Here is a 22948-nt window from a genome sequence, read left to right on the forward strand (position 1 = left end):
GTTGGCGAACCCAAACTTCCCTGAAAGCGTGCATCTGCTGTTTCCGTAGTGATGGAATTTAATGGAAAGAGGCGGCTTAGTTGCTGCTTAGTGCAATGCCGAATCACAGCGATATGCATGTCGGATATGTTTTCGACACGGCTTAGTTGAACTTTGATTGTACGCGCTGATTGTACCGGGGCCGTGCCAGAGGGGTTGGCACGGTGCGGGGGCTGTTCAGGCGGTCTGCACGGGTGCGCGCAGGATGTTTTCCAGGCTGTCCAGCAGTTCCCGTTGTTCCTCGGCATCCAGGTTAAGCGTGCCGCTGTACGGGTCGATCAGTTCGACTTGCCAGGCCAGCAGGCACAGGCAGGCTTCAAGGATGCCCAATGCTGGCCCATGCAGACGGTTGCGGTATTCGGCGGGTTCGAGCAATGCAACCAGTGCCGCGCAAAAGTCGGCAATCTCCAACAGCCCGACGCTGCGCGCCCTGTCCCTAAGGGAAGCCAGGGTATGGATCAGGCAATGGCTGGCATCGGCATCCTCGCCGATCTGCTGAAAATGCTGCAGGCATTCCTGGCCACGGCTTAGCAGCAGATGGGCCTCACCCAGGAAATCCTGGACGGCGCTCATATCCGGTGTGTCGTTCAGCATCGGTCCGCTCCCCCCGAATACGAACGCAAGGCCCCAAGGCAGACGGACGAACGGTCAGGAACGGAGGCTGGCCACAGCAGTTTGTTAGCGAACACAGGCCTGACTCCATTCATGCATTGAGAATGGCGTCACATTAATGGCTAACGGATATCACGAATATCAGGTCCAACCCGATTGTTGATAAGGGTTTCCCTGATGAGGTTTTCCGGGGTTAGCCCGGTCGCGGGACAGCGCATGAAAGGCTGTGGGCAAAGTAAAGCATGATGCTAAAGTGACATCAATGCCCCCGAGTGCTTTTTCTGCGAGGGGTCAAGCCAAGCCGCATACGGCCGATATAAAGCCGATGCTTTTTACTTTTGCGACAAGCCTGGGGGATTCAATGGCTGGCATTCTCGACACGGTAGACCAACGCACACAGCTGGTAGGCGAGAACCGCCTGGAAATCCTTATGTTCCGCCTCGCGGGCCGGCAATTGTTCGCGATCAACGTCTTCAAGGTGCAGGAAGTCCTGCAGTTGCCGAAGCTTACCCTGATGCCACAGCGCCATAGCTACGTGTGCGGTGTGGTCAACCTGCGCGGCCAGACCCTGCCGGTGATCGACCTGTCCCAGGCGATCGGCATGCGCCCGCTCGAACCGGGGCCGAACAGTACCATCATCGTCACCGAGTACAACCGCTCCGTGCAGGCGTTCCTGGTCGGTGGCGTCGATCGCATCGTCAACATGAACTGGGAAGCCATCATGCCGCCGCCGACCAGCGCCGGTCGCCAGCATTACCTGACCGCCATCAGCAAGGTCGATGAGCAACTGGTCGAGATCATCGATGTAGAGAAGGTCCTGGCGGAAATCGTTCCGTACAACGCCAAGGTGTCCCGGGACAAGCTGGAGGATCCACTGCTGCAGCGCGCCCGGGGACGGGAAATCCTCCTGGTGGACGACTCCACCGTGGCCCTGGCGCAACTACGGGAAACCCTGTCGCAGCTAGGGGCCAGGCTGCATGTGGCCAGCGACGGCCTGAAGGCGTTGAAGATGCTCAAGGGCTGGGCGGATGCCGGTGAAGACGTCTGCGAGAAGTTGCTGATGGTCTTCACCGACGCGGAAATGCCGGAAATGGACGGCTACCGCCTGACCACCGAGATCCGCAGCGATGCGCGCCTGCGCGGGTTGTACGTGGTGCTGCACACTTCGCTGTCGGGCAGCTTCAACGAATCGATGGTGAAGAAAGTGGGTTGCGACAATTTCCTCTCCAAATTCCAGCCTGATCGCCTGGTGGAAGTGGTGCGCCAGCGCCTGGAACTGGACGAAGCCACCGCCTGATGTCGCACCCGGTGTAAGCTGTTCTTTTTTCCAGGGGAGCATGGCCGATGCATCTGAGTGCGCTTTATCGTTATCCGCTCAAGTCGGGGCGGCCCGAAGCCTTGCAGCGCTCGCCCTCGGGCCTGCTTGGCCTGGCGGGCGATCGTCGCTGGATGCTGGTGGACGCCGGCAACAACCGCTTCCTGACCCAGCGGGCCTTCCCGCAGATGAGCCAGCTGTCGGCGCTTTATGCCGCCGACGGCAGCCTGCTGCTGGATGCGCCCGGTTTTGCCTCCCTGCATGTTGCCGTGCCCCCGCCGGATGAAGCCCTGCGCGGCGTGACCATCTGGCGTGACACCCTGATGGTGCCGGATGCCGGGGAGGCCGCCGCCGAGTGGCTGAGCGCGTTCATGGGGCGTGCGGTGCGCCTGGTGCATGTGCCGGAGCAGCGCACCCGTTATCTGCCCTCGGGCTATGGCGAGAACAGTGACCGCGTGGCGTTCGCCGATGGTTTTCCGCTGTTGCTGATTGGCCAGGCGTCGCTCGACGATCTCAACCGCAAGATCGGGCGGCCCATGGAAATGCTGCGGTTCCGGCCGAACCTGGTGATCGCAGGCGCCGAGCCTTTCGCCGAGGATGACTGGAAACGGATTCGTATCGGCCAGCAGACGTTCCGGGTGGTCAAGCCCTGCGGGCGCTGCATTCTGACCACCATCGACCCCGCCACCGGCGAGCGCAGCGCCGACCGCGAGCCTTTCGCAACCTTGATGAACTATCGGCAGAAGGAAGGGGAGGCCATGTTCGGGCAGAACCTGGTGGCCGACGGGGATAGTGTGCTGGAGGTGGGGATGGAAGTGGAGGTTCTGGAGTAGGCTGTGTTCTTGAAGGCCTCATCGCTGGCAAGCCAGCTCCCACAGGTCCAGTGTATGCAGTACCTGTGGGAGCTGGCTTGCCAGCGATGAGGCCTTCAAGAATCACACATCACTGATCATCGAAATACCGCTCATGCCAATCCACCAGCGGCTGGGGTGAGTTGAGCTTCTGCCCGTAGATCACCGCATAAGACAGCACGTTCTGCACGTACTGGCGGGTTTCATCGAACGGAATCGATTCGACCCATACGTCGAAACTCAGGTGATCCGCGCCGCGCAGCCATTGCCGTACCCGGCCAGGCCCGGCGTTGTACGCCGCCGAAGCCAGCACCCGGTTGCCGTTGAATTGTCCGTGGACCTGGCTCAGGTAGGCCGCGCCCAGCTGGATATTCTTGTCCGGATCCAGCACCTGGCTGGGCGAGGCCAGCGGAATGCTGAACTTGCGCGCGGTCTCCTTGGCCGTCGCCGGCATCAATTGCATCAGCCCGCTGGCGCCGACGCTGGAGCGGGCGTCATCCATGAAGGCACTTTCCTGGCGGGTAATCGCGAATACCCAGCTCGAATGCAGGCCGCGAACCTTGGCCTCGCGTACCAGGGTGTCGCGGTGTGCCATGGGGAAGCGGATATCCAGGTCATCCCAGTATTGCGCCTGGCTGATGGTGCGGATGGCCGGGAAGTACCAGCGCAGGTCGTAGGCGATACGTGCCTGGGCGACCATTTCGTCGCGATTGAAGTGGCGGCTGACGTGGTACCACTCGCGGCGGCCGTTGACGATCTCGCCGCGGGCATGGAATTCAAGGGCACGCCGGATGCCCGGGGTGCTGCGCACCTTGTTCATCAATTGCTGGCTGATCACCAGCGGTTTGTTGTTCAGTTGATAGGGCGTTTGCGCACGGTCGGCAGCGAGGAACCCGTAGAAATCACGCTCACGCGCGACGGTCTTGTACAGCAGCGGAATCTGCGGGTTCTGCGGCTGCGCCAGTTCCAGGCTGCGCGCCTGCCAGTAGCGCCAGCGGTTGCTGCTGGCGAGGTCCTGGGGCAGGCGCTTGCTCAGTTCGTAGGCCTCTTCCCAGCGACCCAGGCGCAGCAGCAGGCGCATGCGCCATTCGCTGACGGTGTTGTCGCGCAGTTGCGGGTCGTAGCGGGTCATCAGGTCCAGCGCCCGCGGGTCGTAGCGACGGGCCAGGGTCAGGCCGATCTCGCGGGCGATGGCAACTTTCTCTTCTGCCGAGAAGTGCATGCGGTTGGCGTAGTCGTCGAGCAGCGCCATGGCCCGGTCCGGATCCTGGCGGGCCAGGCGACGCAGGCCGAGGCTGACCACGTCGGACATGGCTTCGTTGGCCGGGGTGAAGCGCGACGGCTGGTTGAGCAGTTCCGGCTTCTGTGCGACATCGATCAGCAGCCGCCCTTCGTTGCCAAGGGTCGGCAGGGTTTTCACCAGGTTGTTGGCCAGCGCGTAGTTGCGAGCCTGGGCGGCCAGCTTGGTGCGCAGCCAGCGTTTCTGCTCGGTGAGCTGGCCTTCCGCGGCCCAGCGTTCGAACAAGGCGTCGCAGGCGGCCGGCTGCGACTTGCCCACGGCCCAGAGTTTGTCGGCGGTGGCATAGCCTTCGGCACGCAGGCCGTGGGCCAGTTGGTACTGGCCATTGAGGCAGTCCAGTTCGGTGAAATTCAGTTTTGGGTCGTAGTACTTGACGAATGTCTGCCAGTCGCCGCGCTCGGCCAGCCAGCGCAACCAGCGCAATTTCATCCAGTTGGCCTGGGGCAGGTCGCCGTTTTTCGCCAGGAACGCTTCGATCTCGGCGTTGCTTGCGGTTTTCAGGCGGGCGGTCAGCTCGTCATAGGCGAGGTAGGGTTCCAGCGGGTAGTCCTGCAACGCAGCGGCGTAGCGCTGGTACGGACCCTTGTCGCCCTTGGCCAGGGCGCGCTTGGCCTCGTCGTACATCTGGCGTTGTTGGGCAAGATCGGCGGCTTGCGCGATGCCGGCCACCGAGGCGGAAAGAAGCAGGCAGGAAACGAGGTTGAGCAGGCGGCGCATGAGACTTCCAGGCAGTTGACCAAAACGAGTGGCGGCGTCGCCAGCACTGTGGGTTCACAGGCCTTAGCTTAGCCGTTTGCCAGCAGTCGATGAAAGCATTGTGCTTGCATCCGGACGTAATGGCGCGCCGCCCGGCGGATACCGGTGCAGGCTGTGTCGGACGGTCAAGTCGGGTAGAATGCGCGCCCGCTTTATGGAGAAGAACATGACCCTGCTCAAATTCAGCGATGTGTCCCTCGCTTTTGGCACCATGCCCTTGCTGGACAAGGTGTCCTGGCAGATCGCCCGTGGTGAGCGGGTCTGCATCATCGGCCGCAACGGCACCGGCAAGTCGAGCATGCTGCGCCTGGTCAAGGACGAGCAGAAGCCCGACGACGGTGAAATCTGGCGCGCCCCCGGCCTGAAGATCGGCGAGTTGCCCCAGGAATTGCCAGTGGCCGACGGCCGCACCGTCTTCGACGTGGTCGCCGAGGGCCTGCAAGGTGTCGGCGCACTGCTTGCCGAATACCATCATCTGAGCCAGAACATCCACAACGATGCCGACCTGGAAAAGCTCATGCATGTCCAGCAGGACCTCGAGGCCCGTGATGGCTGGCGCCTGCAACAGCTGGTGGACAGCACCCTGAGCCGCCTGCAACTGCCGGCCGACAAGACCCTCGCCGAGCTCTCCGGTGGCTGGCGACGTCGTGTGCTGCTGGCCCAGGCCCTGGTCTCGGAGCCGGACCTGCTGCTGCTCGACGAACCGACCAACCACCTGGATATCGGTGCCATCGCCTGGCTGGAAGACGCCTTGAGCAGCTTCCCCGGCGCTGTGCTGTTCATCACCCACGACCGTTCCTTCCTGCAGAACCTGGCCACCCGTATCCTCGAACTGGACCGCGGCGGCCTGATCGACTGGAACGGCGACTACGCCAGCTTCCTGGTGCACAAGGAAGCGGCGCTGGCCGCCGAGGAAACCGCCAACGCGCTGTTCGACAAGCGCCTGGCCCAGGAAGAGGTGTGGATTCGCCAGGGCATCAAGGCCCGGCGTACCCGTAACGAAGGCCGCGTGCGCGCATTGAAGGCCCTGCGCGTGGAGCGCAGCGAGCGTCGCGAGCGCCAGGGCAAGGCGAACATCCAGATCGAATCCGCGGAAAAGTCTGGCAAGCAGGTGATGGTGCTGGAGAACGTCAGCTTCGCCCATCCGGGCGGCCCGACCCTGGTCAAGGATTTCTCCATGGTCCTGCAGCGCGAGGACCGTATCGGCCTGCTCGGCGCCAACGGTACCGGCAAGACCACCCTGCTCAAGCTGATGCTGGGCGATCTGCAGCCGACCAGCGGCAAGGTCGAGGCGGGTACCCGTATCGAGGTCGCGTACTTCGACCAGTTGCGCAACCAGCTGGAACTGGAAAAGACCGTGATCGACAACCTGGCCGAAGGCCGGGACTTCATCGAGATCGACGGCCAGAGCCGCCATGTGCTCAGCTACCTGGGCGACTTCCTGTTCAGTCCGCAGCGCGCACGCACCCCGGTCAAGGCACTGTCCGGAGGCGAGCGCGCGCGGTTGCTGCTGGCCAAGCTGTTCAGCAAGCCGGCCAACCTGCTGGTCCTCGACGAACCGACCAACGACCTCGACGTGGAAACCCTCGAACTGCTGGAAGAAGTGCTGTCCGGCTACAAGGGCACCGTGCTGATGGTCAGCCACGACCGGGCCTTCCTCGACAACGTGGTGACCAGCACGCTGGTCTTCGAAGGCGAGGGGCGGGTGCGCGAGTACGTCGGTGGTTACCAGGACTGGATCCGTCAGGGCGGTTCGCCACGTCTGCTGGGGGTGAGCGAAAGCAAGTCGGGCAAATCCGAGCTGAACAGCGCAGTGGTTGCGGCGCCGGTGGCCGAGGCTGCGCCGGTCGCTGCCGCTGCGGCGCCGGAAGCGAAGAAGAAACTCAGCTACAAGCTGCAACGTGAGCTGGAGGCCCTGCCCGGGCAGATCGACGAACTGGAAGAGAAGATCGCTGCGGTGCAGCAGGAAATCTCCGACCCGGGCTTCTACCAGAAGCCGATCGACCACACCGCCAAGGTGCTGGCCAGCCTGGAGAGCATGCAGGCGGAGCTGGATGTGTTGGTGGAGCGTTGGGCAGAGCTGGATAGCTAATAAAGGAATGGGGCCGCAAAGCGGCCCCAAACCTGTCAGTCGGCTTTCTTCTGCAAGCGAACCGCCAGTACATCGCACGGCGCGCCATGCAGCACGTCGTTGGCAGTCGAGCCGAGCAGCAGGGCCAGGCCGTGGCGGCCATGGCTGCCGACCACGATCAGGTCGCAACGCTGGTCCTTGGCCAGTTGGTGGATTTCCTGGCGAGGTTGGCCATAGGTCAGGTGCGAGTCGCCGCGATTGATCTCCGGATACTTGTTGAACAGGCGATCCATGCGCTCCTTGGCCTGGTCGAACTGCTGCTGTTGCAGTTGCGACAGGTCCATCGGCACGTCGCCGCCAAAGGCCATGGCCATCGGCTCGACGATATGCACCAGCGACACCTTGGCATTGCTCGGGCCGGCCAGCTCGCGGGCGCGCTTGATGACCGGATCGCATTCTTCGGTCAGGTCGACGGCAACCAGAATGTGTTCGTAGGGCATGAGAGGTTCTCCTGACAATCGTAATAAAGAAAGTATGGCCCGTTTCAGGCTGATCGCATCCAGCTGCGGCTAACCCGCTCATCGGTAACGTGTTGATAGGAATAACAGATATGACGGTCTGGGTAGTTGTGTCAATCCTTGCGCTGATTCTCAGCCCCCTGGCCTGGCTGCTGCCGTCCCGGCGCATGAGCGGGCGCATGGCGTTGCGCTTGGAGGCGCGGCGCATGGGCATGAACATGCAACTGGCGCCACAGACCTGGCCGCACTGGCTGCCGCACGAGCCGCCGGCGACCTGCGCGCAGTACCACCGGGCGCGGCGCAAGGGCAGTGCGGATACCTGGAGCTACTGGCAGACCGAGCCGGGTGTCTGGCTCGACCAGTGGCGTGAGCCCTGCGTTGACGAGCGCGTGCTGGAGCAGCTCAAGCGCTTGCCGGCCAGCGTCTACAAAGCCGAAGCCGGCACGCAGATGATCGCCCTGTGCTGGGGCGAACGCGAGGACGCTGCTGTATTGCAGGATGTTGCTCAGGTGCTGCAAAACCTGGCATGAAAAAAGCCCGCCCGGGCATCCGGGCGGGCTGCGTTACGCTGCTGAAAAAAAGGCCAGGCAGGCCGGGAGGTAGTTCAGTAGTTCGCAGTGTAGTGGGCAATTCATCTTCGCGCGCGGCAAATTCCCTTCTTTTTTCTCCTCCCACCCTGTTTACCCCGCTGGATCGATTTCCCGCCAGGGGCGTCTATCGCTTACGTGAATGATCGCCGATCACCGTCATGCGCTGTTGCTCAAAAGCCGTACAGAACTGACTGCAAGGTCGCTTTTCGCCAGTGCTTTTGGGGGTTTGACAAAGATCATCTTTTCGTTGAATGTGTGCACACCCCAATCAAACGGGCGTATGAATTGAGCGTTTGTATTGTAAGAAAGCTCGTACAGAATCCCGACTATCACGCTGCCGGTCAGGTCTGAAACAGAACAAAAGCGGTCAGCGTGTACAGTTCAGCTTCCATATCGTGGAGATCAGTTGATGATTTACGAAGGTAAAGCCATCACGGTTAAGGCTCTTGAAAGCGGCATCGTCGAACTGAAGTTCGACCTCAAGGGTGAGTCCGTCAACAAATTCAACCGTCTTACCCTGAACGAACTGCGTCAGGCGGTGGATACCATCAAGGCCGACGCTTCGATCAAGGGCGTGATTGTCAGCAGTGGCAAGGACGTGTTCATCGTCGGTGCCGACATCACCGAATTCGTCGACAACTTCAAGCTGCCCGAGGCCGAGCTGATCGCCGGCAACCTGGAAGCCAACCGCATCTTCAGCGACTTCGAAGACCTCGAGGTGCCGACCGTCGTCGCCATCAACGGCATCGCCCTGGGTGGCGGTCTGGAGATGTGCCTGGCGGCCGACTTCCGCGTGATGTCCACCACTGCCAAGATCGGCCTGCCTGAAGTCAAGCTGGGTATCTACCCGGGCTTCGGCGGTACCGTGCGCCTGCCGCGCCTGATCGGCGCCGACAACGCGGTCGAGTGGATCGCCTCCGGCAAGGAAAACCGCGCCGAAGACGCCCTGAAAGTGGGCGCGGTCGATGCCGTGGTTGCTCCTGAGAAACTCGGCGAAGCGGCCCTGGACCTGATCAAACGTGCCATCAGCGGCGAGTTCGATCACAAGGCCAAGCGCCAGCCGAAGCTGGAAAAGCTCAAGCTCAACGCCATCGAACAGATGATGGCCTTCGAAACCGCCAAGGGCTTCGTCGCTGGCCAGGCCGGCCCGAACTACCCGGCGCCGGTCGAAGCGATCAAGACCATCCAGAAGGCCGCCAACTTCGGTCGCGACAAGGCCATCGAAGTGGAAGCCGCCGGCTTTGCCAAGCTGGCCAAGACCTCGGTAGCCGAAAGCCTGATCGGTCTGTTCCTCAATGACCAGGAACTCAAGCGCAAGGCCAAGGCCCATGACGAGATCGCCCACGACGTGAAGCAGGCAGCCGTGCTCGGCGCCGGCATCATGGGCGGCGGCATCGCCTACCAGTCCGCGGTCAAGGGCACGCCGATCCTGATGAAGGACATCCGCGAGGAAGCCATCCAGCTCGGCCTGAACGAAGCGTCCAAGCTGCTCGGCAAGCGTGTCGAGAAAGGCCGCCTGACGCCTGCCAAAATGGCCGAGGCCCTGAACGCGATCCGTCCGACCCTGTCCTACGGCGACTTCGCCAATGTCGACATCGTCGTCGAAGCCGTGGTCGAGAACCCGAAGGTCAAGCAAGCGGTGCTGGCCGAGGTGGAAGCCCAGGTCAAGGACGATGCGATTCTCGCCTCGAACACCTCGACCATCTCCATCAACCTGTTGGCCAAGGCGCTCAAGCGTCCGGAAAACTTCGTCGGCATGCACTTTTTCAACCCGGTGCACATGATGCCGCTGGTAGAAGTGATCCGTGGCGAGAAGTCCAGCGAAGTGGCGGTGGCTACCACCGTTGCCTACGCCAAGAAGATGGGCAAGAACCCGATCGTGGTCAACGACTGCCCGGGCTTCCTGGTCAACCGCGTGCTGTTCCCGTACTTCGGCGGCTTCGCCAAGCTGGTCAGCGCCGGCGTCGACTTCGTGCGTATCGACAAGGTCATGGAAAAGTTCGGCTGGCCGATGGGCCCGGCGTACCTGATGGACGTGGTTGGCATCGACACCGGTCACCATGGTCGCGACGTGATGGCTGAAGGCTTCCCGGACCGTATGAAGGACGATCGCCGCTCCGCCGTCGACGCCCTGTACGAGGCCAACCGCCTCGGCCAGAAGAACGGCAAGGGCTTCTACGCCTACGAAACCGACAAGCGCGGCAAGCCGAAGAAGGTCGCCGACGCTTCGGTGCTGGAAGTGCTCAAGCCGGTGGTCTACGAGCAGCGCGAGGTCAGCGACGAAGACATCATCAACTGGATGATGGTCCCGCTTTGCCTGGAAACCGTGCGCTGCCTTGAAGACGGCATCGTCGAGACCGCAGCCGAGGCCGACATGGGCCTGGTCTACGGCATCGGTTTCCCTCCCTTCCGCGGCGGCGCGCTGCGCTACATCGATTCCATCGGTGTAGCCGAGTTCGTGGCCCTGGCAGACAAGTACGCCGATCTGGGCCCGCTGTACCACCCCACCGCGAAGCTGCGTGAGATGGCCAAGAACGGCCAGCGCTTCTTCGGTTAAGCGCCCAACGGTATAGAGCGAGAGTAAATATATGAGCCTGAATCCAAGAGACGTGGTGATTGTCGACTTCGGTCGCACGCCGATGGGCCGCTCCAAGGGTGGCATGCACCGCAATACCCGCGCCGAAGACATGTCCGCGCACCTGATCAGCAAGGTGCTGGAACGCAACGCCAAGATCGACCCGGCCGAAGTCGAGGACGTGATCTGGGGCTGCGTCAACCAGACCCTGGAGCAGGGCTGGAACATCGCGCGCATGGCGTCGCTGATGACCCAGATCCCGCACACTGCCGCCGGCCAGACCGTCAGCCGCCTGTGCGGCTCGTCGATGAGCGCCCTGCACACCGCCGCCCAGGCGATCATGACCGGCAACGGCGATGTCTTCGTCGTCGGTGGCGTCGAGCACATGGGCCACGTCAGCATGATGCACGGGGTCGACCCGAACCCGCACATGTCCCTGTACGCCGCCAAGGCCTCGGGCATGATGGGCCTGACCGCCGAGATGCTCGGCAAGATGCACGGCATCAGCCGTGAGCAACAGGACCTGTTCGGCCTGCGCTCGCACCAGCTCGCCCACAAGGCGACCGTGGAAGGCAGGTTCAAGGACGAGATCATCCCGATGCAGGGCTACGACGAGAACGGTTTCCTCAAGGTCTTCGACTACGATGAAACCATTCGCCCGGACACCACCCTGGAAAGCCTCGCGGCGCTGAAGCCTGCCTTCAACCCGAAAGGCGGCACCGTGACTGCCGGTACCTCGTCGCAGATCACCGACGGCGCTTCGTGCATGATCGTCATGTCGGCCCAGCGCGCCAAGGACCTGGGCATCCAGCCGCTGGCGGTGATCCGCTCCATGGCGGTGGCTGGCGTGGACCCGGCGATCATGGGCTACGGCCCGGTCCCGGCGACCCAGAAAGCGCTCAAGCGCGCAGGTCTGAGCATTGCCGACATCGACTTCATCGAGCTCAACGAAGCCTTCGCCGCCCAGGCCCTGCCAGTGCTGAAGGATCTGAAAGTGCTCGACAAGATGGATGAGAAGGTTAACCTGCACGGCGGCGCGATCGCCCTGGGTCACCCGTTCGGCTGCTCGGGCGCGCGTATTTCCGGTACGCTGCTCAACGTCATGAAGCAGAACGGCGGTACCCTTGGCGTTTCGACCATGTGCGTCGGCCTCGGCCAGGGCATCACCACGGTCTTCGAGCGCGTCTGATCGCGTGGTTGACCAAACCGGGGCCTGGTGCCCCGGTTTTTGTTTTTTCGGATTTTTTCAGGAGGGCCAGCGGCATGCAGATACAACCAGGCGTATACCGGCATTACAAAGGGCCTGAGTACCGTGTCTTCGGCACTGCGCGGCATTCCGAAAGCGAGGAATGGGTAGTCTTCTACCAGGCGTTGTACGGCGAATTCGGCCTGTGGGTACGGCCGTTGTCGATGTTTCTCGAGTCGGTGGAAGTTGACGGGGAGCAAGTCCCACGCTTTGCTTTGGTCGAGGCCGAAGCGACGCTGTTTTCGCGACCGGATGGCGCAGGCGGCTGAACTCCCGTGCTTGACCTCATTCTATAGCCACTATATATAGCGGTGCCGCGTCAGGTGCCTGGCGTGTTTTTTATTTCGATATTCAGGAATTTTCCGATCCATGGGCAAATCGCTGGTCATTGTGGAATCCCCGGCTAAGGCCAAGACCATCAACAAGTACCTGGGCAACCAGTACGTGGTGAAGTCGAGTATCGGCCATATCCGCGACCTGCCCACCAGCGGTTCGGCCAGTGCCAGCAAGGAACCGGCCGCCAAGCGCGGCAAGGCTGCCGGTGAAGCGCCGACGCTGTCGCCCAAGGAAAAGGCGCGCAAGCAGTTGGTTGCGCGCATGGGTGTGGATCCGGATCACGGCTGGAAGGCCAAGTACGAGATTCTCCCGGGCAAGGAGAAGGTCATCGACGAACTGCGTCGGTTGGCCAAGGACGCCGACACCATCTATCTCGCAACCGACTTGGATCGCGAAGGGGAGGCCATCGCCTGGCACCTGCGCGAAGCCATCGGTGGTGACGACAGCCGCTACAAGCGCGTGGTGTTCAACGAAATCACCAAGAAGGCCATCCAGGAAGCCTTCTCGCAACCGGGCGACCTCGATATCGACCGGGTCAATGCCCAGCAGGCGCGGCGCTTCCTCGACCGCGTAGTGGGCTACATGGTCTCGCCACTGCTCTGGGCCAAGATCGCCCGTGGCCTGTCCGCTGGCCGGGTGCAATCGGTGGCGGTGAAGCTGGTGGTCGAGCGTGAGCGCGAGATCCGCGCCTTCATTCCCGAGGAGTACTGGGAGGTCCACGCCGACCTCGGTACCGCGAAGAACGCCAAGGTGCGCTTCGAAGTCGCCCGCGAGAAGGGCGAGGCGTTCAAGCCGCTGAACGAAGCCCAGGCCATGGCGGCGCTGGACAAGCTCAAGGCCTCTTCCTACAGCGTGGCCAAGCGTGAAGACCGGCCGACCAGCTCCAAGCCTTCGGCACCGTTCATTACCTCGACCTTGCAGCAGGCGGCGAGCAACCGTCTCGGCTTCGGGGTGAAGAAGACCATGATGATGGCGCAGCGGCTGTATGAAGCCGGCTACATCACCTATATGCGTACCGACTCGACGAACCTGTCGACCGACGCCGTGGAAATGGCGCGCAGCTACATCGAGAGCGAGTTCGGCAATAAATACCTGCCTGATGCGCCGATCGTCTATGGCAGCAAGGAAGGCGCCCAGGAGGCGCACGAAGCGATTCGTCCTTCCGACGTCAACACCCATCCGAGCAAGCTCAGCGGTATGGAGCGTGATGCCGAGCGCCTGTACGAGCTGATCTGGCGCCAGTTCCTCGCCTGCCAGATGCCGCCTGCGCAATACCTGTCGACCACCGTCAGCGTCGCAGCAGGTGATTTCGAGCTGCGTGCCAAGGGTCGCATCCTCAAGTTCGACGGTTACACCCGCGTGCTGCCGCAACAGAGCAAGCCGGGCGAAGACGATGTTCTGCCGGAAATGAACCAGGGCGAAGTGCTCAAGCTGATCCAGCTGGATCCGAGCCAGCATTTCACCAAGCCGCCGGCGCGCTACTCCGAGGCCAGCCTGGTCAAGGAAATGGAAAAGCGCGGTATCGGTCGTCCATCGACCTATGCCGCGATCATTTCCACCATCCAGGACCGCGGCTACGTGACGCTGCACAACCGCCGCTTCTATTCCGAAAAGATGGGCGACATCGTTACCGAGCGCCTGTCCGAGAGCTTCTCCAATCTGATGGACTACGGCTTCACCGCCGACATGGAGGAGAACCTCGACGACGTTGCCCAGGGCGAGCGTGACTGGAAGAACGTGCTGGACGAGTTCTACGGGGACTTCAGCAAGAAGTTGCAGGCCGCGGAATCCAGCGAGAACGGCATGCGTGCCAACCAGCCGACCCCCACCGACATTCCATGCAAGGAATGCGGCCGGCACATGATGATCCGTACCGCCTCCACCGGCGTGTTCCTTGGCTGCTCGGGCTATAGCCTGCCGCCGAAGGAGCGCTGCAAGGCCACGGTCAACCTGGTGCCGGGCGACGAGATCGCTGCGGACGACGAAGGTGAATCGGAGTCTCGTGTGCTGCGCGGCAAGCATCGTTGCCCGATCTGTTCGACGGCGATGGACGCTTATCTGCTGGACGAAAAGCACAAGCTGCATATCTGTGGCAACAATCCGGACTGCCCTGGTTACGAGATCGAGGAGGGCAATTACCGGATCAAGGGCTACGAAGGCCCGAGCCTGGAATGCGACAAATGCGGTAGCGAGATGCAGCTCAAGACCGGCCGATTCGGCAAGTTCTTCGGTTGCACCAATCCCGAGTGCAAGAACACCCGCAAGTTGCTCAAGAACGGCGAGGCGGCACCACCGAAGATGGACAAGGTGGATATGCCGGAGCTCAAGTGCGAGAAGGTCAACGACACCTATGTGTTGCGCGACGGCGCCTCGGGCCTGTTCCTGGCGGCCAGCCAGTTCCCGAAGAACCGCGAGACCCGGGCGCCACTGGTGCTGGAGATCATCCCGCACAAGCATGAGATCGATCCGAAGTACCACTTCCTCTGCGACGCACCGCAGAAGGACCCTGAGGGTCGCCCGGCGGTGATTCGCTACAGCCGCAAGACCAAGGAACAGTACGTGCAGACCGAAGTGGACGGCAAGCCGACCGGCTGGCGCGCGTTCTACGACGGCAAGGCGTGGAAGGTCGAAGACAAGCGCTAAGCGCTTCGGCTGATAGTTGAAAGGCCGCGGCTGACGATGTCAGGCGCGGCCTTTTTGTTTGTTCTTCCGGGCCTCATCGCTGGCGAGCTAGCTCCCACAGGTTTTGTGTGCGCCGCGAACCCTGTGGGAGCTGGCTTGCCAGCGATAGGGCCCGAAAGTACGAAATAGCTTACAGATCCTTGCACAGGGCCGAAGCTTCCCCGAAACTGACAGACCCCGCCTCGCAGTCCTACCGGAGAGCGCCTCAATGGCCCAGGAACTCTACACCCGCACCAATCAGAAAATCTTCTTCGCCGGTCTGGCCCTGGAAGGCCTGGGCAAGGCGCAGGAAAGCCGGGCCATGAATGCCCAGGCGCTGGTCCAAGCCGAGCGGGAGTCGGCGCTGTTCCACCTGTACGGCGCATTGCTGGGGCTGTGCCATGAGATCGCCGGGTTTTATCGCCTGCCAGAGGCCAATGCATCCCGCGCCGAGCAACTGTTGACCCCGCAGGTTCTGGAAAGCATCGCAATCCCGGAAATGGCCGAGCTGGTAGAACTGGCCCAACAGCCGGAAACCTGGCTGGCGCGTTTGTTGAAAGCTTATTCCGATTTGTTCAAACCGCCGGTCGCCAATAAAGCGTCCAAAGGCGACGTCACCCAGCCGCTGATTCAGGCCGTCAACCTTGACGAGCCTGCTGTCGCGCCGCTTTCCCGGGAGGAACTGGAGGAATGGCGGCAAAACCTGAAGAAGCTGACCGTGCGTTTCCGCGAGGGTTTGAGTGAGTGCTGATTGTGACCGGCACTGTTACAATATCGCCCTTTCCTGGAGACCTCTGCTGATATGCCCACGTCCTTTCTAGAAATTGTCGAATTGCCAGACGGTCGCATCGAACTGCGCCGTGCCGAGGACGAGGGTTCCCTGGTTACCCTGAGTTTTTCCGAAGACGCCAAGGCGTTCCTGCAGGGCCAGCATGTCGAGGTGGCGAAGGCCATGCTCAGCGTTGGCGTGCAGATGGCGGGGCGTTTGGTGGAAGGTGAGATCGAGCGGGAAGACGAAGGACCGCGCGTCCTTCACTGAGACTGGCCGGGCTTCCTCGCAATGAGGAAGCCGGATGTTCGGCGTCGTAGCGGTTAACCCAGGCGAATGTTCAGGCTCTGCGCGCTTCCGGCGTTGGCGGCACGGGTCAGTTGTTGCCGTGCTGCGCTGCCAAGTGGGGTCAGCCAGCTCACCACGGTGTGGCTGCGGCCCAGGCGCAGGGCGTCGCAGGCCAGTTGCAGGGCGCTCTGGTTGCCACGCGGTTGCAGGATCAGGATGCGCTCGCGGTTCAGCCCGGCATCACGCAGCCAGGCCTGGGTGAGGCTGGCAGGTGGTGCGATCAGCGTCAGCCAGCGCGCATCTTCTTCCTCGCTCAACTCCCGCAGGACCGGTGCCAGCAGGTTCTGGCAGTGCTCCAGCGCACCACGGAAAGACAACTCGCTGAAGACCTGCGGTTCATTGCTGGAGCGCGCAGGCTTTTCCGCTTTGAGTCCAGGCAGTGCAGGCTGGGCCAGGAATGCCTCGAACAGGGGTAACTGTGCTTGCTGTGGTGTGTGGGTAAACTGCATGACGCCTCCTGGTTACCGGCGAATGACGCCGACGCTCAACCCCTCGATCACCAGGTCCTGTTCCTTCAGGTTGACCTCGATGGGGGCGAATTCGGGATTTTCCGCGATCAGCCAAACCTTGCTGCCTTCACGTTTGAAGCGCTTGACCGTGACTTCGTCACCCAGGCGGGCTACGACGATCTGCCCATTGCGCGCTTCGCGGGCGGTGTGCACGGCGAGAAGATCGCCGTCGAAGATGCCGACATCCTTCATGCTCATGCCGTGTACCCGCAACAGGTAATCGGCGCGAGGATGGAAGAAGGAAGGGTTGATGGCGCAGGACTCCTCGATGTGCTGCTCCGCGAGGATGGGGGCGCCGGCGGCGACCCGGCCGATGATCGGCAGCGAGCTGTCGTCCTGCGGCGGGCGGGCTTCGAAGCCTGGAATGCGGATGCCACGGGATGCGCCCGGAGTCATCTCGATCGCACCCTTGCGTGCCAGCGCCTTGAGATGCTCTTCGGCAGCATTGGGAGACTTGAAGCCCAGCTCCTGGGCAATCTCGGCGCGGGTGGGCGGGAAGCCGTTGTCTTCCAGGCAGCGCTTGATGAAAGCCAGAATCTCAGCTTGGCGTGGCGTCAGTTTTAGCATGTCGATGGCTCTGTCTTTTTATACAGTGACTGGGATTATATACAGTAGATTGGCTGCTGCAAGCCTCAGGCTACAGGCGGTAAGAAAAAGCGGGGCGGCTGTGCTCTAATAGCGCCCTCTGACTTGACAGTCACGTGGATGAAACGTATGTTTCAAACAACTGTTTGTCAGGTAGATCATTTCATGGCCCAATCGGAAACCGTCGAACGCATTCTCGATGCTGCAGAGCAACTGTTCGCGGAAAAAGGCTTCGCCGAAACCTCGCTGCGCCTGATCACCAGCAAGGCCGGGGTCAACCTGGCGGCGGTCAATTATCACTTCGGCTCGAAGAAAGCCTTGATCCAGGCGGTTTTCTCGCGTTTCCTGGGGCCGTTCTGCCAAAGCCTCGAACGTGAACTGGACCGGCGCCAGGCGCGCCCCGAGCACAAGCCAAGCCTCGAAGAGCTCCTTGAAATGCTGGTGGAACAGGCACTGGTGGTGCAGCCGCGCAGCGGCAACGACCTGTCCATCTTCATGCGCCTGCTGGGCCTGGCCTTCAGCGAGAGCCAGGGGCACCTTCGGCGTTATCTGGAGGACATGTACGGCAAGGTCTTCCGCCGCTACATGCTGCTGGTCAACGAGGCAGCCCCGCGTATTCCCCCAATCGAACTGTTCTGGCGCGTGCACTTCATGCTCGGCGCCGCGGCGTTCAGCATGTCCGGGATCAAGGCGTTGCGGGCGATCGCCGAGACCGATTTCGGCGTCAACACGTCCATCGAACAGGTGATGCGCCTGATGGTGCCGTTCCTCGCCGCCGGCATGCGTGCCGACAGCGGCGTCACCGACGATGCCATGGCCGCAGCGCAACTGCGCCCGCGCAGCAAGTCGACCGGTACGCCGGCTCCGGCCAAGGCCTGATTGCGACTGGGCGCGACGCCTGGCTTCGGCTAAGCTAGCGCCCCATGTCTACTCTCGATCTGCTGCATATTTCCCTCGCCGACCAGGCCCTGTACGGCTTCGCCCAGGGTCGCCTGGTCGTGCGCCTGCCGGTGTCCACGGCGCTCAACGGCCCGGGTGAACGCAACGGTTCTGGCTGTACGCCGCGTGGCCTGCACCAGGTGCGGGCGAAGATCGGCGCCGGCCTGCCACAAGGCGCGGTGCTGCGTGGCCGACGCTGGACCGGTGAAACCTGGAGCCCCGAGCTGCACGAGCAGTTTCCCGGCCGCGACTGGATCCTGACCCGCATTCTCTGGCTCAGCGGCTGCGAACCCGGCCGCAACCGCCTGGGGCCGGTCGATACCTTCCGCCGCTACATCTATCTGCACGGCACGCCGGACACCGAGCCCATGGGCGTGCCGTTGTCCCATGGCTGCATCCGCCTGCGCAATGTCGACCTGTTGAAGCTGTTCGACCAGGTTCCGGCGCACTGCCCGGTACGAATCGAAGAAGCCGCCTGCCCGCAGTGGGCAGGCGCGCCCCTTAACTGAAGGATCATTCATGACTGCCAGCCTGCAAGGCTCCCTGATGGTGGATATCGCCGGTACCTGGCTGACCGCCGAAGACCGCCATCTCCTGCGCCAGCCCGAAGTGGCCGGCCTGATCATCTTCGCCCGCAACATCGACAGCCCGCGCCAGGTGCGCGAGTTGACCGCGTCGATCCGCGCCATTCGCCCGGACCTGATCCTCGCCGTGGACCAGGAAGGCGGCCGTGTCCAGCGCCTGCGCCAGGGCTTCGTGCGCCTGCCGGCAATGCGCGCCATCGCCGATAACGACAATGCCGAGTACCTCGCCGAGCAGTGCGGCTGGCTGATGGCGACCGAAGTGCTGGCAGTGGGGCTGGACCTGAGCTTCGCGCCGGTGCTGGACCTCGATCACCAGCGCAGTGCCGTAGTCGGCAGCCGCGCGTTCGAGGGGGATCCACTACGTGCGACGGCCCTGGCCGGCGCCTTTATCCGTGGCATGAACGCCGCCGGCATGGCGGCTTGTGGCAAGCACTTCCCCGGTCACGGCTGGGCCGAGGCCGACTCCCATGTCGCGATCCCTACCGACGAGCGCAGCCTGGAGCAGATCCGAGCTGCCGACCTGGTGCCGTTCACCCGGCTCAGCGGCCAGTTGGCAGCTGTGATGCCGGCCCATGTCATCTACCCGCAGATCGACAACCAGCCCGCTGGTTTCTCCCGCCGTTGGCTGCAGGAAATCCTGCGCGGCGAGCTGGGCTTCGATGGCGTGATCTTCAGCGATGACCTGTCCATGGCCGGCGCCCACGTGGTAGGCGATGCGGCGGGCCGGATCGAAGCGGCGCTGAGTGCCGGCTGTGATATGGGGCTGGTGTGCAACGATCGTGCTGCGGCCGAGCTGGCGTTGAGTGCGGCGCAGCGGATGAACGTAACGCCGTCGCCGCGGATTGCGCGGATGCGCGGGCAGGGCTTCGCTCGCACCGATTATCGTGAGCAACCGCGCTGGCTGGAGGCGCTGGGGGCTTTGAAGCAGGCGCAATTGGTCGATTGATGTAGCGAATTCCAGGGCCTCATCGCTGGCAAGCCAGCTCCCACAGTGTCCGCGGCGCCGCCGAACCTTGTGGGAGCTGGCTTGCCAGCGATGAGGCCTTCGAAATCAACGCCCCTTCTGCTGCTCCGGCAGCGGCGAGAACAACGCCTCGATATCATCCGCCGCCAGCTTCCACTGACCCGCAGCGTTCCCCTCCAGCAACCCCGCTGCCAGCGCCGCCTTTTCCTTCTGCAGTTGCTGGATCTTCTCTTCCACGGTGCCGCGGGTGATCAGTTTGTAGACGAATACCGGCTTGTCCTGGCCGATGCGATATGCGCGGTCGGTGGCCTGGTTTTCCGTGGCCGGGTTCCACCAGGGGTCGTAGTGGATCACGGTGTCGGCGGCGGTGAGGTTGAGCCCGGTGCCGCCGGCCTTGAGGCTGATCAGGAACAGCGGTGTATCGCCATTCTGGAACTCCCGCACCGGTGTGCGCCGGTCCTTGGTGTCGCCGGTCAGCAGGCTGTAGCGGATCTTGCGTTTCTCCAGTTCTTGCTCGATGAGCGCCAGCATCGACGTGAACTGGGAGAACAGGAGGATCTTGCGCCCTTCGCTGAGCAGGTCGTCGAGCATGTCCATCAGGCTGCCCAGCTTGCCCTTGTCGGACTGCGACCCTTTCACTGTGGCATTGGCCACCAGGCGCAGGTCGCAGCAGACCTGGCGCAGCTTGAGCAAGGCTTCGAGAATCACGATCTGGCTGCGCGCCGCGCCATTGCGGGTGATTTCGGCGCGGACCTTGCTGTCCATCGCTACCCGCACGGTTTCGTAGGTGTCGCGCTGGGCGTCGCTGAGATCGACCCAGTGGATGATCTCGCTTTTGGCCGGCAACTCGGTCGCCACCTGCTCCTTGGTCCGGCGCAGCAGGAACGGGCGGATCCGCGCGGCCAGGTGGCTCATGCGCTCGCTATCGCCGTACTTCTCGATGGGCGTGCGGTAGTCGCGGGCGAAGGTCTTGCTGTCGCCCAGCCAGCCCGGCATGAGGAAGTGGAAGATCGACCAGAGTTCGCCCAGGTTGTTTTCCATGGGCGTGCCGGTCAGGCACAGGCGCTGGTCGGCTTTCAGCTCGCGGGCGGCCTGGGCGGCCTTGCTGGTGGCATTCTTGATGTTCTGCGCTTCGTCGAGTATCAGCAGGTGCCAGTCGATCGGGGTGAAGTGCTCGAGATCGCGAGGGAGCAGGGCGTAGGTGCTGAGGACCAGGTCGTAGTCGCGCAGGTCGGCGAAATGCCGGTTACGCCCGGCGCCATGCAGGGCGACGACCTTGAGCTGCGGAGTGAAGCGCTCGGCCTCGTCAAGCCAGTTGGGGATCAGGCTTGTCGGCATGATAGCCAGTGCCGGGCTTTTAAGGCGACCGGCGTTCTTTTCCGCGAGCACATGGCTGAGGGTCTGCAGGGTCTTGCCCAGGCCCATGTCGTCGCCGAGCAGGCCGCCTACCTCCAGTTCGCGCAGGGTTTGCAGCCAGCTCAAGCCTTCCAGCTGGTAAGGCCGCAGTGTTGCATTCAGGCCTTGCGGGGCCTGCACCTCGGTGTACTGCGCAGTCTTCAGGCGCGAGGCGAAGTCACGCAGGCGTTCGCCGCCTTGCCAGGTCAGGGAGATGCCGTGGAGGTTGCTCAGGCGCGCCGCATCCGGGGCGGACAGGCGCAGGCTGCGGCCATCGTTTTCCGTCAGGTACAGTTCGCCGAGGGTCGCCATCAGCGGCTTGATCAGCCCATAGGGCAGGGCGACCCGTGCGGCCGTGGCGCCGTGGCGATGGCGATTGAGGTCGATCAGCAGGTGTTCGTCGTCGCCGCGCCTGGCCAGTTCGCTGCTGCGCAGCAGTTCCGGATTGCTGCGCAGCAGGTGCAGGAGGATCGGCAGCAGGCTGTGGCGTTCGCCGTTGACCACGATGCCCAGTTCCAGGTCGAACCACTGGTGCCCGCCGCCTTCCTCGATATCGGCGTACCACTCGTCCACTTCCTGCAGGTTGAAGGCGAAGTCGGCATGGATCTCGATTTCCCAGCCAGCTTCACGCAGCGCGGGCAAGCCTTCACGGGCGAAGTCCAGCCATTGCTGGTCGGTGTCGAGCAGCAGCAGTTCGCCGGCGCTTTCCGGCAGGGCCTTGCTTTGTCGGGTGGCGACCTTGAAGCCCCAGCCATGCAGGACCTTGCGCAAGGCTTGTTCGGCCTGGGCGTCGCGCTGGATATGCTGGGTGGCATTGTCAACGAAGCGGGTCAGTGGCTTGTTGCCGCTGGCACGCAGGCCGTCGTAGTTGAACGACAGTGCGGCGCGGTGTTGCAACTGGCGCTGCATGCGCCCGCTCTTCGGGGCGTAGGCGCTGAATTCGTGGCTTCCGAGGATCAGGTGGGCGACGGGCTGGATGCCGTCGATGGTTTCTTCGCGCAGCCTGGTGGGTGTCGGCAGTTGCTTGTCCAGGGCCGCGAGGCGATGGCTGAGCTGGGCTACCAGGGGTTCCGGTACGTCCGGTGCCAGGGTCAGTTGCTGGGCAACGTAAGGATCCAGGTTATGCCGGAGCAGGCCGGCCTGCATGATGGTGATATCGAACCAATACAACGGTTGCAGCGGCAGGACCCGGCGCACGGGCTCATCGCCGTGATGCCACATTCCCCAGTAGTGACCGTTCTTCTGGCGTACCCAACGGAACTCGGCGTCCAGGACCGGGCCCTGGGTCACCGGGCGCATGCCCTCGTCGAACATCAGGCGGCCGGTGTCCAGCGCTTGCTGGAACACCTCGCTGTCATGTTTTTCATCGAGGGGGAAGGTCATGCCCCAGAATCGCTCCTTGCGATTAAGGTGCAGGAGAATCTGCCGGTCTTGCGGGGTGACGTACCTGGGTGGCTGGAACAGCAGTTCGGGGATCGATCGCAGGTTGGCGAACTGGATGCTCCCATTGGGTTGCCGTGTGCCTTTCCTGATCTTCAGGCAGAAGATGTCTTCATCGAAATGGATGAAGTAGTAGAGGGCACGGCCCTGGCTGTCTGGCCGCTGCTCGACGCTGCCCGGCGCGGGCTTTTCCAGTTTGTCCAGCCAGGACTCCAGATCCGCGGTCAGCCTCTCGCCCGAGGGTTCGAGATGATCCTGGGCGTAGTAGAGCACGGCAGCGCAGTGCTTGCAGTCGACGCCCACCGGGCAGGTGCAATCGCAATCAACCCAGTATCCATTGTCTCCACGCGGTTTTATGCCGATCACCTGCCTGTAGCGGTGATCGCCCGAGCCTTCGCAGGTGGCGTGGATCGTGTCGTTCTCGACCTTTACGATGCGGACTCGTTGCTGTCTCGCGTAACCGAGCCCGCGTTCCAGCACCCTGGCACTGAATTCGTCCTGCCAGGCGCTACTTCCGAGCAGTCGGTCGAGCATATGAGGCATGT

General features: G+C 62.7%; 19 protein-coding genes. 13 read left to right on the forward strand and 6 right to left on the reverse strand.

Going from position 1 to position 22948, the window contains the following annotated elements; genetic code table 11:
* Window positions 1-216: 216 nt before the first annotated feature.
* Window positions 217-633, reverse strand: coding sequence for a histidine kinase (locus tag N7650_RS16720; protein ID WP_279899181.1), 417 nt, complete (start codon window positions 631-633; stop codon window positions 217-219).
* A gap of 379 nt (window positions 634-1012) precedes the next feature.
* On the opposite strand from N7650_RS16720, the gene N7650_RS16725 reads away from it, so the two are divergent.
* Complete coding sequence (locus N7650_RS16725) at window positions 1013-1948, forward strand: chemotaxis protein (RefSeq protein ID WP_009404598.1); 936 nt, start codon at window positions 1013-1015, stop codon at window positions 1946-1948.
* A gap of 47 nt (window positions 1949-1995) precedes the next feature.
* Window positions 1996-2799 carry an MOSC domain-containing protein gene (locus tag N7650_RS16730; protein WP_279899182.1) on the forward strand — a complete coding sequence of 268 codons (804 nt, stop codon included), beginning with the start codon at window positions 1996-1998 and terminating at the stop codon, window positions 2797-2799.
* Between the two features lie 109 nt (window positions 2800-2908).
* On the opposite strand, the gene N7650_RS16735 is transcribed toward N7650_RS16730, so the two are convergent.
* Window positions 2909-4834 (reverse strand): transglycosylase SLT domain-containing protein, encoded by a 1926-nt coding sequence (locus N7650_RS16735; protein ID WP_279899183.1) that lies wholly within the window; start codon window positions 4832-4834, stop codon window positions 2909-2911.
* A gap of 205 nt (window positions 4835-5039) precedes the next feature.
* Here N7650_RS16735 and N7650_RS16740 point away from each other — a divergent pair, with 205 nt between their 5' ends.
* On the forward strand, window positions 5040-6965 hold the full coding sequence (locus N7650_RS16740) for an ATP-binding cassette domain-containing protein (protein ID WP_279899184.1): 1926 nt from the start codon (window positions 5040-5042) through the stop codon (window positions 6963-6965).
* Window positions 6966-7000: 35 nt separating this feature from the next.
* Here N7650_RS16740 and N7650_RS16745 read toward each other — a convergent pair whose 3' ends face one another.
* Window positions 7001-7444, reverse strand: a complete 444-nt coding sequence (locus N7650_RS16745; protein ID WP_009404606.1) for a universal stress protein — start codon at window positions 7442-7444, stop codon at window positions 7001-7003.
* A gap of 110 nt (window positions 7445-7554) precedes the next feature.
* On the opposite strand from N7650_RS16745, the gene N7650_RS16750 reads away from it, so the two are divergent.
* The 7 genes from N7650_RS16750 (at window position 7555) to N7650_RS16780 (ending at window position 15909) form a co-directional block, all read left to right on the forward strand.
* The gene (locus tag N7650_RS16750; protein WP_009404608.1) at window positions 7555-7992 is read left to right on the forward strand and encodes a hypothetical protein; all 438 of its coding nucleotides are present in this window, start codon (window positions 7555-7557) and stop codon (window positions 7990-7992) included.
* Window positions 7993-8461: 469 nt separating this feature from the next.
* A complete protein-coding gene (gene fadB / locus N7650_RS16755) occupies window positions 8462-10609 on the forward strand; it encodes a fatty acid oxidation complex subunit alpha FadB (RefSeq protein WP_009404610.1) in 2148 nt (715 codons plus the stop codon).
* A 31-nt stretch (window positions 10610-10640) separates the two neighbouring features.
* The gene (fadA, locus tag N7650_RS16760) at window positions 10641-11816 is read left to right on the forward strand and encodes an acetyl-CoA C-acyltransferase FadA (protein WP_279899185.1); all 1176 of its coding nucleotides are present in this window, start codon (window positions 10641-10643) and stop codon (window positions 11814-11816) included.
* A gap of 74 nt (window positions 11817-11890) precedes the next feature.
* Complete coding sequence (locus N7650_RS16765; protein ID WP_009404614.1) at window positions 11891-12142, forward strand: DUF1653 domain-containing protein; 252 nt, start codon at window positions 11891-11893, stop codon at window positions 12140-12142.
* A 100-nt stretch (window positions 12143-12242) separates the two neighbouring features.
* Window positions 12243-14852, forward strand: a complete 2610-nt coding sequence (gene topA, locus N7650_RS16770) for a type I DNA topoisomerase (RefSeq protein WP_279899187.1) — start codon at window positions 12243-12245, stop codon at window positions 14850-14852.
* Between the two features lie 247 nt (window positions 14853-15099).
* Window positions 15100-15621 carry a DUF6586 family protein gene (locus tag N7650_RS16775; RefSeq protein ID WP_279899189.1) on the forward strand — a complete coding sequence of 174 codons (522 nt, stop codon included), beginning with the start codon at window positions 15100-15102 and terminating at the stop codon, window positions 15619-15621.
* 51 nt (window positions 15622-15672) lie between these two features.
* The gene (locus tag N7650_RS16780) at window positions 15673-15909 is read left to right on the forward strand and encodes a hypothetical protein (RefSeq protein WP_009404620.1); all 237 of its coding nucleotides are present in this window, start codon (window positions 15673-15675) and stop codon (window positions 15907-15909) included.
* A 53-nt stretch (window positions 15910-15962) separates the two neighbouring features.
* Here N7650_RS16780 and sulA read toward each other — a convergent pair whose 3' ends face one another.
* Entirely contained in the window at window positions 15963-16436 is a 474-nt protein-coding gene (sulA, locus tag N7650_RS16785; RefSeq protein ID WP_064303188.1) for an SOS-induced cell division inhibitor SulA, read from the reverse strand.
* 12 nt (window positions 16437-16448) lie between these two features.
* On the reverse strand, window positions 16449-17063 hold the full coding sequence (lexA, locus tag N7650_RS16790; RefSeq protein WP_279899193.1) for a transcriptional repressor LexA: 615 nt from the start codon (window positions 17061-17063) through the stop codon (window positions 16449-16451).
* Window positions 17064-17246: 183 nt separating this feature from the next.
* Between lexA and N7650_RS16795 the strand changes: the two genes are divergently transcribed.
* Genes N7650_RS16795 through nagZ form a run of 3 tightly spaced genes read left to right on the forward strand, consistent with a single transcriptional unit; the run spans window position 17247 to window position 19550 of the window.
* A complete protein-coding gene (locus N7650_RS16795; RefSeq protein ID WP_009404624.1) occupies window positions 17247-17960 on the forward strand; it encodes a TetR/AcrR family transcriptional regulator in 714 nt (237 codons plus the stop codon).
* 44 nt (window positions 17961-18004) lie between these two features.
* Window positions 18005-18529 carry a L,D-transpeptidase gene (locus N7650_RS16800; protein WP_279899194.1) on the forward strand — a complete coding sequence of 175 codons (525 nt, stop codon included), beginning with the start codon at window positions 18005-18007 and terminating at the stop codon, window positions 18527-18529.
* Between the two features lie 22 nt (window positions 18530-18551).
* A complete protein-coding gene (gene nagZ / locus N7650_RS16805) occupies window positions 18552-19550 on the forward strand; it encodes a beta-N-acetylhexosaminidase (protein WP_170394692.1) in 999 nt (332 codons plus the stop codon).
* Window positions 19551-19655: 105 nt separating this feature from the next.
* On the opposite strand, the gene N7650_RS16810 is transcribed toward nagZ, so the two are convergent.
* Window positions 19656-22937, reverse strand: coding sequence for a DEAD/DEAH box helicase (locus N7650_RS16810; RefSeq protein ID WP_279899207.1), 3282 nt, complete (start codon window positions 22935-22937; stop codon window positions 19656-19658).
* Window positions 22938-22948 lie beyond the last annotated feature (11 nt).

This window comes from Pseudomonas sp. GD04058 (assembly GCF_029836855.1).
Lineage (GTDB): Bacteria > Pseudomonadota > Gammaproteobacteria > Pseudomonadales > Pseudomonadaceae > Aquipseudomonas > Aquipseudomonas bharatica.

Coding starts and splice junctions, on each gene's coding strand:
- N7650_RS16765 (WP_009404614.1), top strand. CDS start 11,891: ATGCAGATACAACCAGGCGTATACCGGCATTACAAAGGGCCTGAGTAC.
- N7650_RS16775 (WP_279899189.1), top strand. CDS start 15,100: ATGGCCCAGGAACTCTACACCCGCACCAATCAGAAAATCTTCTTCGCC.
- N7650_RS16725 (WP_009404598.1), top strand. CDS start 1,013: ATGGCTGGCATTCTCGACACGGTAGACCAACGCACACAGCTGGTAGGC.
- N7650_RS16745 (WP_009404606.1), bottom strand. CDS start 7,444: ATGCCCTACGAACACATTCTGGTTGCCGTCGACCTGACCGAAGAATGC.
- N7650_RS16780 (WP_009404620.1), top strand. CDS start 15,673: ATGCCCACGTCCTTTCTAGAAATTGTCGAATTGCCAGACGGTCGCATC.
- N7650_RS16720 (WP_279899181.1), bottom strand. CDS start 633: ATGCTGAACGACACACCGGATATGAGCGCCGTCCAGGATTTCCTGGGT.
- topA (WP_279899187.1), top strand. CDS start 12,243: ATGGGCAAATCGCTGGTCATTGTGGAATCCCCGGCTAAGGCCAAGACC.
- N7650_RS16735 (WP_279899183.1), bottom strand. CDS start 4,834: ATGCGCCGCCTGCTCAACCTCGTTTCCTGCCTGCTTCTTTCCGCCTCG.
- fadB (WP_009404610.1), top strand. CDS start 8,462: ATGATTTACGAAGGTAAAGCCATCACGGTTAAGGCTCTTGAAAGCGGC.
- N7650_RS16795 (WP_009404624.1), top strand. CDS start 17,247: ATGGCCCAATCGGAAACCGTCGAACGCATTCTCGATGCTGCAGAGCAA.
- lexA (WP_279899193.1), bottom strand. CDS start 17,063: ATGCTAAAACTGACGCCACGCCAAGCTGAGATTCTGGCTTTCATCAAG.
- N7650_RS16730 (WP_279899182.1), top strand. CDS start 1,996: ATGCATCTGAGTGCGCTTTATCGTTATCCGCTCAAGTCGGGGCGGCCC.
- sulA (WP_064303188.1), bottom strand. CDS start 16,436: ATGCAGTTTACCCACACACCACAGCAAGCACAGTTACCCCTGTTCGAG.
- N7650_RS16810 (WP_279899207.1), bottom strand. CDS start 22,937: ATGCTCGACCGACTGCTCGGAAGTAGCGCCTGGCAGGACGAATTCAGT.
- fadA (WP_279899185.1), top strand. CDS start 10,641: ATGAGCCTGAATCCAAGAGACGTGGTGATTGTCGACTTCGGTCGCACG.
- N7650_RS16800 (WP_279899194.1), top strand. CDS start 18,005: ATGTCTACTCTCGATCTGCTGCATATTTCCCTCGCCGACCAGGCCCTG.
- N7650_RS16740 (WP_279899184.1), top strand. CDS start 5,040: ATGACCCTGCTCAAATTCAGCGATGTGTCCCTCGCTTTTGGCACCATG.
- N7650_RS16750 (WP_009404608.1), top strand. CDS start 7,555: ATGACGGTCTGGGTAGTTGTGTCAATCCTTGCGCTGATTCTCAGCCCC.